The 17,589-nt window shown below is 60.3% G+C and carries 14 protein-coding genes and 1 tRNA gene; 7 read left to right on the top strand and 8 right to left on the bottom strand.

Annotated features, from left to right (window positions below; translation table 11 throughout):
• Positions 1 to 135: 135 nt before the first annotated feature.
• The 4 genes from QJT78_RS41455 to QJT78_RS41470 form a co-directional block, all read right to left on the bottom strand.
• Positions 136 to 717, bottom strand: coding sequence for an NUDIX domain-containing protein (locus tag QJT78_RS41455; protein ID WP_028154401.1), 582 nt, complete (start codon positions 715 to 717; stop codon positions 136 to 138).
• 13 nt (positions 718 to 730) lie between these two features.
• Positions 731 to 1,171, bottom strand: coding sequence for a GNAT family acetyltransferase (locus QJT78_RS41460; RefSeq protein WP_028154400.1), 441 nt, complete (start codon positions 1,169 to 1,171; stop codon positions 731 to 733).
• Complete coding sequence (locus QJT78_RS41465) at positions 1,168 to 2,595, bottom strand: FAD-binding oxidoreductase (RefSeq protein ID WP_028154399.1); 1,428 nt, start codon at positions 2,593 to 2,595, stop codon at positions 1,168 to 1,170. Before QJT78_RS41465 ends, QJT78_RS41460 begins: the two co-directional genes overlap by 4 nt.
• Before the next feature lie 78 nt (positions 2,596 to 2,673).
• Positions 2,674 to 3,663 carry an L-threonylcarbamoyladenylate synthase gene (locus QJT78_RS41470; RefSeq protein WP_028154398.1) on the bottom strand — a complete coding sequence of 330 codons (990 nt, stop codon included), beginning with the start codon at positions 3,661 to 3,663 and terminating at the stop codon, positions 2,674 to 2,676.
• Between the two features lie 68 nt (positions 3,664 to 3,731).
• Here QJT78_RS41470 and QJT78_RS41475 point away from each other — a divergent pair.
• Positions 3,732 to 3,808: transfer RNA gene (locus QJT78_RS41475), tRNA-Pro, on the top strand.
• Between the two features lie 185 nt (positions 3,809 to 3,993).
• Here the strand turns inward: QJT78_RS41475 and QJT78_RS41480 are convergent.
• The 3 genes from QJT78_RS41480 to QJT78_RS41490 form a co-directional block, all read right to left on the bottom strand.
• Positions 3,994 to 4,320, bottom strand: coding sequence for a hypothetical protein (locus tag QJT78_RS41480; protein ID WP_028154397.1), 327 nt, complete (start codon positions 4,318 to 4,320; stop codon positions 3,994 to 3,996).
• 202 nt (positions 4,321 to 4,522) lie between these two features.
• Entirely contained in the window at positions 4,523 to 4,747 is a 225-nt protein-coding gene (locus QJT78_RS41485; RefSeq protein ID WP_071916099.1) for a hypothetical protein, read from the bottom strand.
• Between the two features lie 211 nt (positions 4,748 to 4,958).
• Positions 4,959 to 5,219 carry a hypothetical protein gene (locus tag QJT78_RS41490; protein ID WP_028154650.1) on the bottom strand — a complete coding sequence of 87 codons (261 nt, stop codon included), beginning with the start codon at positions 5,217 to 5,219 and terminating at the stop codon, positions 4,959 to 4,961.
• An 897-nt stretch (positions 5,220 to 6,116) separates the two neighbouring features.
• Between QJT78_RS41490 and QJT78_RS41495 the strand changes: the two genes are divergently transcribed.
• The 4 genes from QJT78_RS41495 to QJT78_RS41510 all read left to right on the top strand — a co-directional run bounded on the left by QJT78_RS41495 (position 6,117) and on the right by QJT78_RS41510 (position 10,687).
• Positions 6,117 to 6,356, top strand: a complete 240-nt coding sequence (locus tag QJT78_RS41495; RefSeq protein WP_281460554.1) for a hypothetical protein — start codon at positions 6,117 to 6,119, stop codon at positions 6,354 to 6,356.
• A 256-nt stretch (positions 6,357 to 6,612) separates the two neighbouring features.
• Positions 6,613 to 7,488, top strand: a complete 876-nt coding sequence (locus QJT78_RS41500; RefSeq protein ID WP_281460555.1) for a hypothetical protein — start codon at positions 6,613 to 6,615, stop codon at positions 7,486 to 7,488.
• Complete coding sequence (locus QJT78_RS41505) at positions 7,485 to 9,689, top strand: VapE domain-containing protein (RefSeq protein WP_281460556.1); 2,205 nt, start codon at positions 7,485 to 7,487, stop codon at positions 9,687 to 9,689. The genes QJT78_RS41500 and QJT78_RS41505 overlap by 4 nt, the downstream gene beginning before the upstream one ends.
• Before the next feature lie 368 nt (positions 9,690 to 10,057).
• The gene (locus QJT78_RS41510) at positions 10,058 to 10,687 is read left to right on the top strand and encodes a hypothetical protein (protein WP_281460557.1); all 630 of its coding nucleotides are present in this window, start codon (positions 10,058 to 10,060) and stop codon (positions 10,685 to 10,687) included.
• A gap of 36 nt (positions 10,688 to 10,723) precedes the next feature.
• Here QJT78_RS41510 and QJT78_RS41515 read toward each other — a convergent pair whose 3' ends face one another.
• On the bottom strand, positions 10,724 to 11,482 hold the full coding sequence (locus QJT78_RS41515; protein WP_281460558.1) for a collagen-like protein: 759 nt from the start codon (positions 11,480 to 11,482) through the stop codon (positions 10,724 to 10,726).
• 57 nt (positions 11,483 to 11,539) lie between these two features.
• Here QJT78_RS41515 and QJT78_RS41520 point away from each other — a divergent pair, with 57 nt between their 5' ends.
• Positions 11,540 to 11,827: a hypothetical protein gene (locus QJT78_RS41520; protein WP_281460559.1), complete on the top strand. Its 288-nt coding sequence runs from the start codon at positions 11,540 to 11,542 to the stop codon at positions 11,825 to 11,827.
• Between the two features lie 273 nt (positions 11,828 to 12,100).
• Positions 12,101 to 17,407 (top strand): ATP-binding protein, encoded by a 5,307-nt coding sequence (locus QJT78_RS41525; protein WP_281460560.1) that lies wholly within the window; start codon positions 12,101 to 12,103, stop codon positions 17,405 to 17,407.
• The last annotated feature ends 182 nt before the right edge of the window (positions 17,408 to 17,589 follow it).

The following is a 17,589-nucleotide window of genomic DNA, read 5'->3' on the forward strand; positions in this document are numbered from 1 at the left end:
TGAGCCGCCCTCCGAGGGCAACCACTACAGATCTTCGCAGGCATTGCCGGGACCAGGGCACTCGCTCCTGACGTCTTCAGCCTCAAGAGCCGATAACGCAACAGGCCCACAGGGGGAGAAGGAAGAAAGCGTAACTCACCTGAACAGGTGCAGCGCCGCGTATTGCAGCAGCATGATCGCCTTGGCGTCGATGATGCGGCCGTCCGCGATCATCGCCAAGGCCTCGTCGATCGAGAGCTCCAGCACCTCGATGTCCTCGCCCTCATGTTCAAGGCCGCCGCCGTCGCTGACCCGCATCTCCGGCTCGTATTCGGCGACGAAAAAATGCAGCTTCTCGGTGATGGCGCCGGGGCTCATGAAGGCCTCGAACACCTTGTGGACGTGGTGCAGGCGATAGCCGGTCTCTTCCTCGGCCTCGGCGCGGATGCGCACCTCGGGGGAGGCATCGTCCAGCACGCCGGCGGCGGCTTCGATCAGGAGGTCGTCGTAGCCGCGGACAAAGGCAGGCAGGCGGAACTGGCGTACCAGGATCACCGTACGCCGTGCGCGATTATACGGCAGCACGGCGGCGGCGTTGTCGCGCTCATAGGTTTCCCGGTGCTGCGTCTGCCACTCGCCATTGGCGCGCCGGTACTCGAACGTCGTGGTCTTCAGCGTGGTCCAGCCGTCCGAGAGCACGCGGACGTCCTTGATGCGGACGCGGTCGGATACTGTCATTGCTGTTTTCCAGCTACGTTGTGGAAGCGCGGCCGTCGAGCCACTTCTGGAACATCACCGAGGTGGATTCCTCGAAACCCAGCGACTGGTAGAACGCATTCGCCTGCGCGTTCTCGCGGCGGACCAGCAGCTGGAGTTTTGTGATGCCGGCGCTGCGCAGCCAGTCCTCGGCTGCCGCCATGATCACCCGGCCATAGCCGCGTTTGCGGATGTCGGGATCGACCGCGACGTAATAGACCCAGCCGCGATGGCCGTCATGGCCGACCATGGCGGTGGCGACGATCGCGCCGCCGTCGCGGCCGATCAGCACGGTCGAATTGTCGCGCCGCCGCGCCAGCGCGATGTCGGCATTCGGGTCGTTCCAGGGCCGCGTCAGGCCGCAGCGCTGCCACAGCGCGACGACGTTCTCGACATCGGCATCATTGATCGCATCGATCGTGAGAGACACGCTCACAGCACCTTCCCCGGATTCATGATGCCGAGCGGATCCAGCATCGCCTTGATCGCGCGCATCAGCTCGATCGCGGTCTTGTCCTTCACCTCGGGCAGTTCGTCGCGCTTGAGCACGCCGATGCCGTGCTCGGCCGAGATCGAGCCGCCCATGCGCAGCACGATCTCGAACACGACCGCATTCATCTCGTGCCAGCGCGCCAGGTAATCCGCGGTGTTGGCGCCGATGGGCTCGCTGACATTGTAATGCAGATTGCCGTCGCCGAGATGGCCGAACGGCACCGGCCGCGCGCCCGGGATCAGTTTGACCACGGCGGCATTGGCTTCGTCGATGAAGGCGGGCACGGCGGCGACCGGAACGGAGATGTCATGCTTGATCGAGCCGCCCTCCGGCTTCTGCGCCGACGACATCTCCTCGCGCAGCTTCCAGAAGCCGTTGCGCTGGGTGAGGTTGGCAGCGATCACGGCGTCGTCGACGATCTCGTCTTCCATGGCGCGGGTCAGGATCGTCTCCAGCGGCGTGCGGGCATCGTCGCCGGGCGAGGACAATTCCATCAGCACGTACCAGGGATGTTTTGCTTCGAGCGGGTCGCGCACGTCGATGCCGTGGCGGACCGAGAAGTCGACCGCCATCTCCGACAGCAGTTCGAAGCTCGTCAGCGCATTCGCGGCTTCGCCCTGCGCGATGGTCAGCAGCTTCAGCGCCGCCGCCGGCGATTTCAGCCCGACGAACGCGGTCTCGATCGCCCGCGGCTTCGGAAACAGCTTGAGCGTGGCCGCGGTGATGATGCCGAGCGTGCCTTCCGCGCCGATGAAGAGGTTGTGCAGATTGTAGCCGGTGTTGTCCTTCTTCAGCTTCGACAACACGTTGAGCACGCGACCGTCGGCGAGCACCACCTCGAGCCCAAGCGCCATCTCGCGCGCCACGCCATAGGCGAGCGCGGCGGTGCCGCCGGCATTGGTCGAGAGATTGCCGCCGATGGTGCAGCTGCCTTCGGCGCCGAGCGAGAGCGGAAACAGCCGGTCCACGTCGGCCGCCTTCTGCTGCGCGACCTGAAGCACGACGCCGGCCTCGCAGGTCATGGTGTTGGAGGCGGTGTCGACCTCGCGGATCTTGTCGAGTCGGCGCAGCGACACCACCACTTCGCCGTTGTGGGGCGTCTGGCCGCCGACGAGCCCGGTGTTGCCGCCCTGCGGCACCAGCGCGATTCCGTGCGCGGAGGCGAGCTTGCAGATTGCCGAGACTTCCGCCGTCGAGCCCGGGCGCAGCACCAGCGGCGAGCGGCCGTGAAACAGGTTGCGCTCCTCGGTGACGTAAGCCTCGATGTCGGCCGCGTCGGTGATCGCGTGGCGGTCGCCGACGATCTTGCGGAATTGTTCGATCAGCTCGGGCGCAAGCGGCGGGGTGGCGGATTTATTGACGTTCATGCTCTTGTCTCTTCTTCGCTCTTATCTCTTGCGCATGATCTTATCGGAAAACCGCTGCACACTTTTCCGGATCATGCGCTATCGGACGACCGCGGCCCGGCGCAGCCGGTCGTTGATGGCCTCGCCTAGTCCTTCTTCCGGCACCGCCATCACCGCGATCGCTCGCGGGCTCTTCGCATCGAGGGCGCGAAGATAGCCGAACAGATTGGTGGCGGCTTCATCGAGATCAGCCGCGGGCGACAAATTCATGACAGCGGCGGCGGCCTCCAGGCCCGGCAGGCGATCGGGGCCGAACGCCAGCAGCGCTTCGCCCGCGGCCACATCGCGCACATTGAGCCGCACGCTGGCGCGCGGCGCGTAATGCGAGGCCAGCATGCCCGGCGCCAGCGGCTGGCTGTCGTCGCTCTCGGCCTCTGCAGGCGGCCGCGCCAAGGCTGCGCCGAGTACGGCCTCGATCCGCTCGCGCGAGAGCCCGCCGGGGCGGAGCAGCATCGGGGCGTCGAAACAGCCGACAATGGTCGATTCGACGCCGACCGTAACAGGCCCGCCGTCCACGATCAGGTCGATCCGCCCGGCAAGGTCGCTCTCGACATGGGCTGCCAGCGTCGGCGAGACATGGCCGGAGATGTTGGCGGACGGCGCCATCACGGCCCCACCGAAGGCGTGCAGGATCGCCTCCGCCACCGGATGGGCTGGAATGCGGATCGCCACCGTGTCGAGCCCGGCGGTGGCAAGATCCGCCACCGGACAGTCGTCTGTCTTCGGCACCACCAGCGTCAGGGGCCCCGGCCAGAACGCCTCCGCAAGCCTCAACGCACGCGCGTCGAACCGCCCGATCCGCCGCGCGGCCGAGAGGTCGGCGACATGGGCGATCAGCGGATTGAAGGCCGGCCGCCCCTTGGCGGCGTAAAGATGGGCGATCGCGGTGGCATTGGCGGCGTCCGCGCCGAGCCCGTAGACCGTCTCGGTCGGAAACGCGACCAGCCCGCCGGTGGCCAAAATCCGGGCGGCAGCTTCCGCGCCGGCCTGGCCGGCCGGTAAAATCAGCGTTTCAAGACCCGTTTTCACAGGGACAAAATTCCTCATGCCGGCCGCTTGCGGTGCGTCAAACCCGACGCTATAAGCCGCCTTCTTGTCGGAGTGTGGCTCAGCCCGGTAGAGCACTGCGTTCGGGACGCAGGGGTCGCAGGTTCGAATCCTGCCACTCCGACCATTCTTCCAAAAGTCGACGTTTTCCAGAGGCTTGGCGGACCGGCCGCCAGCGCCTCGGGAGCGCCTTTTTGCAACGATTTTCGGAGCGGGTCCACGGCCGATTTGGCCGGGCAGGGGCATCTGCCGCGGCGGCATGGCTCTACATTCGCCGGCCGATGGTCCGATGCTGGAAAGTAGGTCAGTAGACTACCGCCGCGCCACCAGCACGCCCACCAGGAACGCCACCATCAGTGCCGGCAGTGGCGCCTCGCGCACCATGCCGCGAACGATGTCCGGCCAGTGCTGGTCCGGGACGAGGCTTGGAGACCTGACTTCAGCCATCGGTGTCATGCCCCAGTCGGAGGCAAGTTCGGCGATCTCGCTCGAGGCCAAACGCACGCCGTCGCGGACACGGAAGATGGCGGCGTCGGATCGCTCGCGCGGCGCGAGCGCCATCAGCGTCGCGACAGCAGTGCGCAACGTCATCTCACCAAAACCTTGCAGCCTCACCGACTCCTCGGGATCGGACGTCATGCAAAATCCCTCACAGCGCGAAGTGGTGCGCGATGGTGAATGCCGCCGTCGCGCACAGGACCAGCGTGGACACCGCGCCGGCCACCCCGCGCGCGAGATGGGCTCGCGTCAGGTGCCTGGTCATGATCTTGCTCCATGCTCTGCATGGCAATAGCGGCGAGGAAGGTTGGTTCCTCGCGCGTCGCTCGAATCGCCCGACGCTTTACTTCCGCAAGAGCTCGCTCAAGGCCGCCGTCGCCTCGGCGCAGCGGATGTCGTCGATCTCGCGCGACAGGCTGAGCGCGCTGGATCTCAGTTCTTCGAGCCTCCAGCTCGCCGGATGCTGGCTTTCGAGCTGACCGAGACGCTTGTTCAGGTCATCCAGTCTCGATTGGAGCTGCCCGATGCTGGCGGCCCCATTCACTTTCCAAACGCGCTGTGCACGCATCGTAGTTCCCCTGCTAGTCTCACGGCGTTGTGAGCGGGGTTCGTGGCTGGAATGGGAATTTCTTTTGTCCGGCTTCAGACGGTGGGGAACCGTTGCAAAAGGGCAACGCGGGTTCCCGCGCGTTGACGGGCGCGGACAGAGCTATCGCCCATCGCCCGCGCCCTTCTGTAGATGCCGTCGCGTTGCCTGGTCGGGCCCGGCACGATCCGCGTCAGGCGGCGCTCGGCCACCCGGTTGATCGCTTTTCAATGCGGCTTTCCAGGATCGCGATGCTCACCTGGAGATTGTCGCGCCGGGCTCTCAGGTTCTGCGCGAGCATCGGGTAGGCGAGATTGTTTGGATCGGAGATCCCGGCCCTCCGCTCTTCCTCCAGAATGTCGGCGTCGAGCATTTGCGTGCGCCAACGCAGATCGGAGATCAGGACGTGGAGCTGTGTCGGGATGGTCGCTTCGAAACGGGACGTCGATTGCATGGGATCGCCTCACTATGAAACAGACCCACTGCGGGTCTGAGGGATTGGCGGACGAGCAGCAAGGAGAGTGCCAGCGCGCCGGCTGAGGGCGAAGGCCTGCCGGGCGGCCGAAGCGGTGACACTCTCCCCTTCGTCATTCCGGGGCGATGCGCAGCATTGAGCTATGATGCGCAAATTGCGCATCTGAGAATCCATCGGGCCGCAGTTGCGCGGCGACATGGAATCTCAGATGCGCAATTGCGCATCATGGCTCGCCGCTTCGCCGCGCTCCGGAATGACGGTGTCATGCCCGCGTGTTTCGCTGTCAACCTACCAGCGTCAAAATATTCCACTTTACCGAAATTCGGAATTGGCGTATGTGTCGCCCATCCCGGCTCACCAAGAGGGGCGATCTTGTGTCGTCACTGTCGCGAGCCGGGTTGCGGTGGACGCGGCAGCGTCGGGCGCGAGAAGTGCGGGCAGGGCGGATTGCTCTCCGTGAGCCCAAGACTTCGTGCCGGATGAGCGGCGCTGTCAGGTTCGTCTCGTCTGTAAGTTTCCGGCTCCGTCGACAGGGCTGGAAAAACTGCGGCGAAATGGCGAGCCGTGCGTACGGCAAAACCGTGTGGGCTTGGAAGCAAGCGCGTTTTTCAGGCTGGGGAAGATGCAAGAAAGCCTTATAAAATGGGCATTTTTGCTATTTATACCAACGGGCCCTTAGCCTCGGTAAAAGCGGCCTAGCCCCGATTTAGCCCCGACTCAGCTGCGGCGGCCTATGAGCGCCTATAAGCAGGTAAATATTTTCTCGGATGAGCCTTCCTGAGCCGATCTGAGCCGCTCTGAGCGGGTCTCTCATTTGCAGCATGCCGCTGCTAGTGAGATATTTGCGCGAAGTATTGAAAGCAGGGAGCTGGTCGCATGGCTCGATCACGCAGGAGCCCGAAGAAAAATCCGGTCCCCCGGCTGTCGTGGACCGCCCGCGAACTTTGTGCCTCGGTCGGTATCAGCATCGCCACTTACAAGCGGCTCAAGGCCGCAGGAAGGGGTCCGAAAGAGCTGCGCCTCTCGCCAAAGGTGATCCGCATTGCGCCAGCCGAAGCCGAGAAATGGCTGCGGACGCTTGCGGCTGCAAACCGCTCCGATCCGGACGCGGCCTGACCAAGACCCCCTAGGACCACGGCCCTGGGCAGAACTTAAACCGCGAGGGCAAGCCGAACTTCAACGGACTTGCCCCGACCTCATCACTCATCACCGCTCCAAACAGAAAAAGCCCCGGAGGTGTGCCCGGAGGTTCTCGGGGCTTGACTCCGGGGCGGTTTGAACATTTCCGACCGGGCAACAGCCGGCGAACATCAGCACCTCGCCATATGCGCCCGATCTCGGAAATCCTCAAGAGGGAAAGAGGACGGGCACCATGACTGACTATTCTGAAACCTGTTCCAAAAAAGGTCGTGGTATGGCGCAGCGGTCCCTCGATCTGATCGAGGCGATGCGCGCTATTACGGAGGCCGCGCAACCGATTACCGGACGCGGCGTCGGTTACAAGCTGTTCACTCAAGGCCTCATCGCATCGATGGCGAGATCGGAGATGCAGCGCGTCTATCGCCTTCTGAAGGAGGCGCGCGAGCAGGACATCATTCCGTGGGAGTGGATTGTCGATGAAACTCGCGCCATCGAGCGTGTGTCAACATGGGCCAACCCCGCCGAGTACGCCCGCTGTGTGGCTCAATCCTATCGCCGCGACTTCTGGGACCAACAGCCCTATCGGGTCCAAGTCTGGTCGGAAAAGGGCACCGTACGCGGCGTGCTCGGCCCTGTGCTCGATAATTATGCGATCGGCTTCCTTCCGGTGCATGGATTCAGCAGCGCCACAACGGCCCACGACATTGCCGAGGATGACGACGGTCGCGATCTAATCGTACTCTACGTCGGCGACTTCGACCCGAGCGGGATGTTCATGTCCGAGGAGGACCTGCCGGCGCGATTCGCTAAGTATCACGGCGATCACATCAAGCTGAAGCGGATTGCCCTCACCATCGAACAACTGGAGGGGCTGCCCTCGTTCCCGGCAGCCGATAAGACGAAAGACCCTCGCTACAGATGGTTCGTCGCCAACCATGGGCGACATTGCTGGGAACTCGACGCCATGGATCCGAACGATCTCCGCGATTGCGTCGAACAGGAAATCAAGAAGTTGATCGAGCCCGTCGCTTGGCAACGTTGCGAGGTCGTCAACAAGGCCGAGCTGGAGTCGCTGAGGTCCATTCTCGCAAAGTGGCATGCGCCATGACCGATCTCGCGACATTGATGCAACCTGTCGCCGAGATGCTGCTCGGCGAGCCGAACCCAGGGCTGTCGAGCAAGACCGAGCTGCGCTACGGGAACCACGGCTCACTCAGCGTCGATATTAAGGGCGGTCGATGGTTTGACCACGAGCGCGGCTGCGGCGGCGGCGTTATAGCGTTGATCGAAGATCGGACTGGTCGCAGGGGCACCGAGTGGCTCGCCGAGCACGGTCTTGAGATCGAGCGCGCACGATCCGCTCCGCGCAGGGCCAAGCGCAAGACGCAGCTCGGCAAGATAGTCGCGACCTACGATTATGTCGATGAGCATGGCGCGCTGCTGTTTCAGGTCTGCCGGTTCGAGCCGAAGGATTTTCGGCAGCGCAAGCCCGATCCGAGCAAGCCAACCGGCTGGAGCTGGTCGGTCAGGGGGGTGCCTCAGGTTCCGTACAAGCTGCCCGAGCTGCTGGAGGCCCTCGCGCTCGACAAGATGATCTGCATCGTTGAGGGCGAAAAAGATTGTAATGCTCTCTGGAAATGCGGCGTGCCTGCGACCTGCAGTGCCGGCGGCTGCGGCAAATGGCACCGGGACCTCGATGATTTTTTCGGAAGCGCTGACGTGGTCATCATCGCTGACAACGACCCGCAGGCACGCGATCAACAGACGGATGCGCTGCGCTATCGCGCGGACGGCTCGCCGATCTTTCCCGGACAGGACCACGCCATCGATATCGCGCGGCATCTGACCGGCATTGCTGCGCGCGTGCGTGTCATCGATCTCGGCAAGATGTGGAAGCAATGCCCGCCGAAGGGCGACATTTCCGACTACCTCCACTGCCACAGCCGCGAACAACTCGATGCGCTGATCGCGCAATCGCAGGACTATCGGCCTGACAATTACAAGTCGCACAGCTCGCCCTCGATTGCTAAAGCCGGAGGATGGCTCAACGATGTCCATAAAACGGACACCGGCAAACCACTGTCGATCCTCGCAAACGTGATGATGGCTCTGCGCGACGACGTAGCCCTTGCCGCCCTTTTTGCGCGGGATGAAATGTTTTGCGGTGCTTTCCTGATGCACCCGATACCGCAGGTTGACGATGTAGAAGCGTTTACGCCGCGTCCGGTCTCGGATGACGACATCACGGCGCTGCAGGAATGGTTGCAAAATGCCGGACTGAAAAGAGTGGCCAAGGATACCGTGCATCAAGCGGTAAGCCTGCGCGCACGCGAGCTCGCTTTTCATCCGGTGCTCGATTATCTCGAAGGGTTGGCATGGGACGGCACCGCCCGCCTTAAAGGGTGGCTCACGACCTACGTCGGTGCCGATTCAACGCCGTACGCGCAGGGCATCGGTGACAGGTTCCTGATCTCGATGGTGGCGCGCATCTACGAGCCCGGATGCAAGGCCGATCACATGCTGGTGCTTGAAGGGGCGCAGGGCGAATTGAAATCCACGCTGTGTAGCGTGCTTGCAGATCGATGGTTCTCCGATGCGTTGCCCGATATCAAACACAAGGATGCGCAGCAACATCTGCGTGGCAAGTGGCTGATCGAGGTCGCGGAAATGCACGCGATGGACAAGGCCGAGACGACCCTGCTCAAGAGTTTCATCTCCCGTACCGTTGAGCGTTATCGCCCGAGTTACGGCAGGCTGGAGGTAGTCGAGCCACGCCAGTGCATTTTTATCGGCACCACCAATAAGGACGTTTATCTGCGTGATGAAACCGGAGGACGGCGGTTCTGGCCGATCAAGTGCGGCACGATCGACATCGATGCGCTGGTGCGTGACCGTGATCAACTGCTGGCCGAAGCCGTGACGCTCTACAAGAATGGCACACCGTGGTGGCCAGACAAAGAATTCGAGCGGCAGCACATCATGCCTGAGCAGGAAGCCCGTTATGAAGTTGACGCGTGGGAGGACCTGATCGGCGACTACCTGTCGGACAAGAGGCAGACGACCGTGGTGCAGATCGCCTGTGCCGTACTCGGCTATGAAGGCGAACGTCCCCGCTTCGCGGTGCCCGGTGATCCGCAACTTGCGCGGGGCACAGCAATCAACCAGCTCAGCAAATCCAACCAACAACGCATCGCCGCGATTCTGACAAAGCTCGGGTGGGAGCGAAGCAAACGGGAGCCCGGCACTGGTCGCCAGCTTTGGAAGCCAAACGCTGCTCACGGCTCACCCCCAGCTACATCAATGGCTTAGCAACTCGGTGTGAGCAGTGTGAGCAAGTTTCCATAGAAGGACTACAAACGAAAATGGGGCCTGAAATGGTGGGATGCTCACAATGCTCACACGCTCACACTCGGCTCATGTAGCAAACGCATAACGAGCACGGTGCCAGCCCTCCACGCGAAGGCCCCGGCTTTTTTGCAAGAACGAAACCCAGCACGCGAAGGAGAATGACCATGGCTGCAAGTAAGACGAACACTCCGCGTTCAGTCGTACCGACAGAGAGGCTGAGCCCGCCTGAAGATGAAGAGGCGTCTACCATCGGAATGATCGCAACGCCGCTGGCTTAGTCGCAACGGACGCCCGGACCTTGAGGCTTGGGAGACAGAGAGGAGAAGACAATGAACGGAATGCTTTACGAGAACGCCGAGACATATAGCGATTTAACGCCCATTCCGGCGTCCGGACCGATCAAGTTCGTTCTGGTTCCATACAATCCGAACAACTATGGAATTAGAGCACTAAGTGGTTGGCTTTGTCATACTTGCGGCAACTGTGACAGCGCTATTGCGCTGCTGGCGGAAGACCCCACTGGCCGCTTAAACGATATCGATGAGTTAGTCGCCGCTGACCATCTCCGCGTCTGCGCGGCGTGCCTCCAATACGGTGATATTGACGGCATCCTAGAGCGGCGCGCAGCCATATTGGAGCGTAGTGCACAGCGCACCCGCGCGCTGATCGGTCGGCTGGAGGTGCCGGGTTTCGAGGCATGGCAAGAGGCAACAGACCGCGAAGCATCGCACGAGTTTTGGTCCGGCCTCGATGCGGCGTTGGCGAGCGCCGCCGGCTCGGCGCCGGCTGCCATGACACAGTACCTGCACGATTGGAGCTATCTGTGGCCGAAGATCGAATCCGAAATCGCGTGTGATCCTGACAAGCATGCAAAGCTATTGCGCGCCTTTGCGATCAGAAGCGAAAGGGCGCGAGGTACGCCCAACCCGCTCAAAGACCCTGATCCCGTTTTCTTTTAGAGGGTCTGCCGATTCCTTGGAAACAACGGGGCTGTGCTAACTCGCTTCGGAATGGAATTGCTCAAACAACCAGCGGAGTTCCAAGGGCGGCCCTTCAGTGCCGTCACTCATGATTGGTGTTGCGAGATAAGCAGCGGGCTCGATCTTCCAGCCGCGGATCATTGCACCCGCGGGCCCGCGTTCACCGCGCTCGCCCTTGGGACCCGTTTGCCCGCGCTTGCCTTGCCCGCACAGGAGCTGCCAATCGTCTCCAGGCGGTGGGCTGGACGTGCTTCGTCGCGCGACAAACGATGCGGAGTTGACAATGCAAACATCCAATTGGGTGTAGCGCTCGCCCGGTCGATAAGTTCCTCGTATCCGGAGCGAGCGACCGTCGAGCCCGCCGGCAGCCACCAATTGCCAAGCTTCGTCGCCGTCAGACGGCGGGCGGGCGGTATCTACACGGCACTGCCAGGTCGAACCGAGATGGTGGATTAATTCGCCTGCGTAACAGATCTTTCCATCTTCAAAGTCACGAATTGCGGGACCATGCTTGTCATCCAGCAGCTTGCGGATTTGACCAAGCCTCTCGTCGATCTTCCGTTCCAAACAGAGCAGAAGATCGATGGAAGCCGCGCGCGCGTCCGCAATCGCCGCCACGGATTCCGCCTTGGCCGTTTGTGAGGCGTCTTTGCAACGAAGCACGGCTTCCGAAACATCCGCCATCATCTCGACGAGGCTGCCTTTCCAAAGTTCAAGCAGATAGTCCTGGTCGCTCCGGCTCGGCACGACATCGCGTTGAGCAATCGTCATCATAGCCTCCTGTCCGCATCTGTGACATTATACCATGATCCCGTGCGCGGAGCTGCACCGATGAGTGAACCTCTCGACACCTTGAGCTTAATCGCTAGGATCGCGGGCAAGGCCATTGAGAGAGCGCGCGAACAACGGCGTGAAACTAGCATCACTCAGGACAGTGAACGCACGGCGGCCCTGCTTCTAGATTTAACCATTATTAAGCGGCTCGCGCGCGGGGCTCTTCCAGAATCCGAACTAGTCGCGTTGCCGCCTGAAGAAAATGCGGAACTGGTCAAGCGGCTCGCGGAAGAAATCCGGGAAGCGGCGGATGACTGTCAGCGCAAGACGCGTGTTATTCATTAGGCCTCTGAGACGGTTCTTTCACCAACGTATTTCTTTGGCACGTTTCAGACATGCCGAATCGCCAGGCGAGGTTCCCGCTATTTGAGAGATAAGCAAGACACGGCCCTAGCGTGACTCGAAGTCCGAATGTGATCCCAAACAGACATCCGCTATTTTCGTAGTTCGATCCCTCTTACATCATCCGACCTGACTTGTGAGTCCCTTGCCCGGTTCGAAATTCCGGCTACAACTAATGGGTAGTGCTCTCCAAAAAGAGATTCCCGGCGGGACGCCTTGAAAGACACTCTTTATCAGAAACCAGCCTCCACCGAACTGACCGGCGGTGCAGGCTTCACGTACGAAGACACGGTCGTCGCCTATTACCTAGCACATTTGCTACGGCATGAGCGCGCGGCTGGTCAGCCCGGAATCGTCATCAGCGTTGCAGTTCAACGGCAAGGTCACGGCCATCCATTGGATGACGTCATCGTCGGACTCGATGATGGAGGGGTCAAGAAGTCACTCGATCTTCAAGTTAAACGATCCGTCTCTATCAGTGCCGCTGACAAGCAATTCAAGGAAATCGTCGCCGCTGCCGTGAAGACGCAAGGGGCTGGCAGCTTCGTTAAAGATACCGACGCGACTGGATTTGTCGTCGAGCACGTCACGGATACAACATTCCGAAGCCTTTCGCGGCTGATCAGCAAAGCGAAGGCGAGTCCGGATGCCAAAGACTTCGGTGAATACTTCGCGCCGACAGGCACGGCGGGAGCGGACGATAGGAAGTTGCGAGAAGGCTTGCTGGCTCTCACCGGCGCATCAAATTTGAATGAGGAAGTCAGGTTCTATCGAAGTTTTGCCGCGCTCCATTTGGCCGGCCTGGAAGAGGGCGGCGCACTTCGCGCCGAGATCGTTAATCGCCTGCAAGAGCTTGTCGCGGACAATGTGGACGGTCAGGCCACACTCCTTTTTGCCCGACTGTGCCGTATCGCGCGCGAGGGCGCAGCGAACGCAGCCAAATGGACACGTTCATCCTTACTCGCTCAACTGCAAGGCTCGGTGCGCCTCAAAGTTACACCGAGCTTCATTGATGACATCAATCGGTTGAACGCCGCATCGCTCGATGCGCTCAACGATGTTTCTGAAGCTGTCGACGATTTCCATGTCCCGCGCGACGGTTTGCAGGCGGAAGTCGCACAGGCGCTCCAGAACCATCGCGTTGTTTCCATCGGTGGACTTCCGGGATGCGGCAAGTCAGCGGTGCTAAAGCACTTTGCTGCCGACGCAGCGAAGTCGGGACCGATTCTCTTTCTCAAGAACGACCGATTGCAGGGGACTAGTTGGACGACGTTTGCGACAGCACTCGGTCTTCGCCACAGCCATACACCCGATGTTCTCGCTGAACTCGGTGCGTCAGGTACGCCCGTCCTGTTCATCGATGGGATCGACCGTATCCGGCCTGATCAACAACACATCATAACCGATCTTATCCGCGCTATTGAGTCCTCCCCCAGTCTCCATTACTGGAAAGTCATCGCCACCTCGCGCGACCAAGGTCTCGAAGCCTACCGGGCTTGGTTTCCTCAGACGTTTTATTCAGAAAAGGGTATGGGTAGCGTTTCTGTGAACGGGTTTTCGGAAGAGGAGGCAGAGCTTCTTGCCAAATCAAAGCCTGACCTCCGCACTCTTCTTTTTAGTCCCAGCTCAGCTGTGGAGCAAATCGCACGCCGCCCATTTTTTGCGGCAGCGCTCGCGCAAGCCCTACCGGAAGACGCCCAGCCGCAAAACGAAGTCGATTTGATTAATGCCTGGTGGCTGCGCGCCGGGCATGACGCGATGCCAGAAACGGTGCCGCAACGTCAGCGCGCGCTTGTCGATCTCGCTGAACAAGGGGTACGCAATCTCGGCAAAGGAATATCGGTCCGAGACCTCAAGCCGGAGACAATTGAACATCTGGTTTCGCTTCAGGCCGACCACATTCTGCGTAACGAGCGCGGCGGCGCGATGGTGTCCTTTACCCACGACATATTCTTTGAATGGGTCTTCTTCCGTTTGCTCATCGAATTGGGCGACGAATGGCCGTCAGCGCTTACCGCCGCAGGCGAGCCACCTTTGCTTGGTCGCGTGGTGGGTTTGCTCGCGCAAGACGCGCTTACCGAAAAAGGTCGATGGACAGTAGGTTACGCCAAGCTTAAGAGCTCTACTCTTCGTGCCCAATGGCGGCGCGAATGGCTTACAGCCCCGCCGTTTACGAATGCGTTTGAGAGTGCGATTGACGAGTTTACGCAAGGCGTCGAGGCAAACGACTTCGTCCTATGCGGAAAATTGCTGGTGTGGTTTCAGGCGCAGCATACCGTACCAAGCCCCATCATCATGCGTAGGGCTATCGAGATCGGTGGCATGGACCCCGTTCGCATGGCCGACCTCCTCGGATGGCCTTCCGACGGAGTGGCATGGGGACGCCTGATTGACTGGATCATCGCGCGCCAGCAGACGCTCCCGGCACGTCTTGTTCCGCAGGCACTCGAGGTCTTTAGCGTGTGGCAGAACGCTCTCGCAGATTTCAAGAACAAACGTTCGAGAAATATTCTGGCCACATGCAGTGCGTGGTTGATCGATCTCGAAGTCGAAATGTACGCCGACGATTATACGCAAGCGCGCGGAAAATGGGACGTACTCGGCCACGAAGCGCAGAAAAGTCTTGCGACGGGATTGCGAAGCCTCATTCTCCGCTCAGCCCGTGGTTATCCCGAATTTGCGGTGGCCGTCTTTGAACGCGCTACTGGTAAAAAGCAGATGCTGCGCTCAGCGTTCGACGATCTCATGGGCTTCGCGCCGATCATGGCGGAGGTTGCACCGGAAGCCGTTGAACGCGTCGCCGAAGCAAAGCTTATAACAGAGTTGCCGCAGGATACCCATGACCGCCTCCGTCGAGAAGACGCGGAACAAGCTAAATGGCGAGAGAATATCAGGGCGATCCCAGAGGAGAAACGCACTCGCGAACAAAACATGGCACTTTCGTCCCCGCACTTTCCGACAAGCTATTCCGATTTCAGACGGGACGATATCGGCCTCGAATCCCATAACCACTACTTCCACCCTCCGTCAGCGCTGCACGAGCCGTTCGCCAGCCTACTTGCGAATAACCCCAGCGTTGGACTTCGCCTCATCACCAAGCTTACAAACCGTGCGATAACCGGTTGGCGTCAAATCAATAAATTTCGTCGCCGCGAAAGCGGCACCCCGATCCCCGTTGTCTTAGAGTTTCCGTGGGGCCGGCAGGAGTTCTGGGGAGATTGGCACGTCTTTGGTTGGGGTCTTGGAATGTTGGGCTCCCAACTGCTCCAGTGCGCCTATCTTTCACTCGCTTATTGGGCATTTAAGGAGGTCGAGAAAGGCCGTTCCACGAGCGCCGTGATCAAGCAAATCCTCGACGGCAGCGAATGCTACGCATCGCTGGGGCTTTGCCTGCGCCTCGCCATTGAGACGTTCGAGGTCTCGGAAACCACGTTGCCCATTGTAACGTGCCAGCGCCTCTGGGAACATGATTTCGCACGCCTAATCCACGAGCCGCAGAAGGACATCGACCTATTCGGATTCGGTTTCCTCACGCAATTGAAAGGCGAGAAAGCCAAGGCGAAGGCATTTCTCGAGAGCCGGGAATACCGTAAACACGATGTACGCGAGCTCGCGATGCGTTTTGCCGTCAGCAGCGACGCAAGCTTGCGCGATCGTTTCAAGATGGCGCTTGAGGCGTTTCCCGAAAACCTTCCGTACATCGTCGAAGAAGAACGTGAAAGCCCGGAAATAACGAAGGAGTTGAAGGAGAAGGCGGAGCTCTGGTCCGGTCTCGGCAATATCGAGAATTATCGGCGGTATGAAACGAAAGACGCTCAAATCGCCATTGGCTATGAACCACCAAAGCCACCAGCCGAGGCGACGCAGGAACGAGCCGCTAAGGCCGCGGAGTCTTTGCACCAGCAGAGCGTACTTGCTTGGGCTCTTAGATCCTTGAATGAGGGTAAGCCCGCCGAGGGATGGACTTTGGTGAATGCCATAGCCTTTGCCAAAGAGCACGACCTCGACGATTTGTTCAATGAACGCGCCGATGTCGGACCCCACGCGATCCAGAGCGGCGTGTCCGCTATCGCCGCGAGCGTTATCCGATTTGGCGAAAGCGGTTCACCGGATCGGCCATGGGCGTGGAACGTTATGGAACGCGTTCTGAAAATGCGGGAGCCCAGCGATTTCCATGGGTCGAAAATTCCGTGGCATCCCTCCTTCCACCTCATTGCCGCGCTGTTCCATGACCGAAAGAGCGGTGCACCTCGTTCGGACTCTTCTGCTTGCCTGATCCACCTTGCGAGCCATCCGAACGAAGATGTGCAGATCATGGCCTTCAAGGCCCTCTTCTTGGACCCGGACCCGCATGTGCAGTGGGTTGCCGCGCACTTCGCATTTGATCTCGCGCACTACATCGATCAAATCCGGGATGAGGAGACCTTCGAGCGCGACGACACAGCAGCTCGAAGTGCGCGCGCTGCAGCTCTCACGAAGGCATTGCAAGGCCTCGGTGCCGATACAGAGGTGAGTTTTGCGCCTCTGCCACCTGCGTGGGTGAGGGCATCCAAGCGGAACAGACGTGCGCAGGATTATTGGACCGACCCCGAATGCTCTTTCGACGGTCAATACGCAGCCAAGCTCTTCGTGCACTTTCCGCTTGAACAGTGGTGCCGGTCAGATGTTTACCGCCCGAAAATCCAGTCGCTTCTTGCCGATCTCGCCCGCTGGACTGCCGAGCGGTTGATGCCGCCGTGGGATGATAAAAAGACGCGCCAGGATAAAGAGACGAATCTTTTCGAATGGGACCGAACCTTAGGAACAATGCTTGCCCGTGCCTTGCCGTTTTATGATCTGGCATGGATTCGCAACAGTTTCTTCAAGCCGTTCTCCCCAGACGACGAGGAAGCTTTGCGCGTACTTGCGCAATTCGCGGAGAGCATCGTCACCCGCCATGTTTTCGATGCCAAAGACGTCCCCGAGAATGCGCTGCTAATTCTCGACGACTGTGTGCAACGGGTCATCAACGACAAAGTATTTGTGCCGGGCGGTTATCGCGCGGGCGAAGTCCACGGTCACGATATGCCCGAGCTCATCAAAGCGCTTCTGTTTGTGAACGTCGACGCTGAATGTCCGGGGGCTGCGCGGTTCGTCAATGGCGATTGGAGTAGTATCGCGATCATCATGCCTCTCGTGACGAAGCTCGTTAAAGCGACCGGATGGTCAACGTACGTCATGACAAACTTTTTGACCTTGTGCGAGCGTGCCGCGGCCTCTTACCCGATCGATCCATTTATAGAACAGGCTACCGCGGCATTAAACTCCATCGAGTACGCAAAAGGAAATTGGGTGGGAACATCGTTGCCCGCACGGCTTGCAGCCATTATCCATCGCCTAGCCGAAGCAAATTACCCCCTTGAAGTTACTCGCGCACGGGGGTTGCTGAATCTTCTCGACGCATTGATAGACCTTGGAGACCGGCGCAGCGCGGCGCTCGAACAGGATGAGGCGTTTCGTCGTGTTCAGGGCTTAGTTGCTTGATAGATTGGAGCCTTTCTCGGCATCGCCTGCCTTTGGCATCGACAGGCAGGCGGAACGGGCGAGATGCTTGCTTCAGAGCTGGCCCCGCAAATTCGGACAGTAGCTTGAGTGGATTTTCTGCCTGACAGCGGCGAGGATTCTTGCTGCGAATCAGGAGCGAAGATGACGAAGAAGAGCCGCCG

Origin of the sequence: Bradyrhizobium sp. Mp27 (assembly GCF_029953005.1) — a bacterium.
Classification (GTDB): domain Bacteria; phylum Pseudomonadota; class Alphaproteobacteria; order Rhizobiales; family Xanthobacteraceae; genus Bradyrhizobium; species Bradyrhizobium barranii.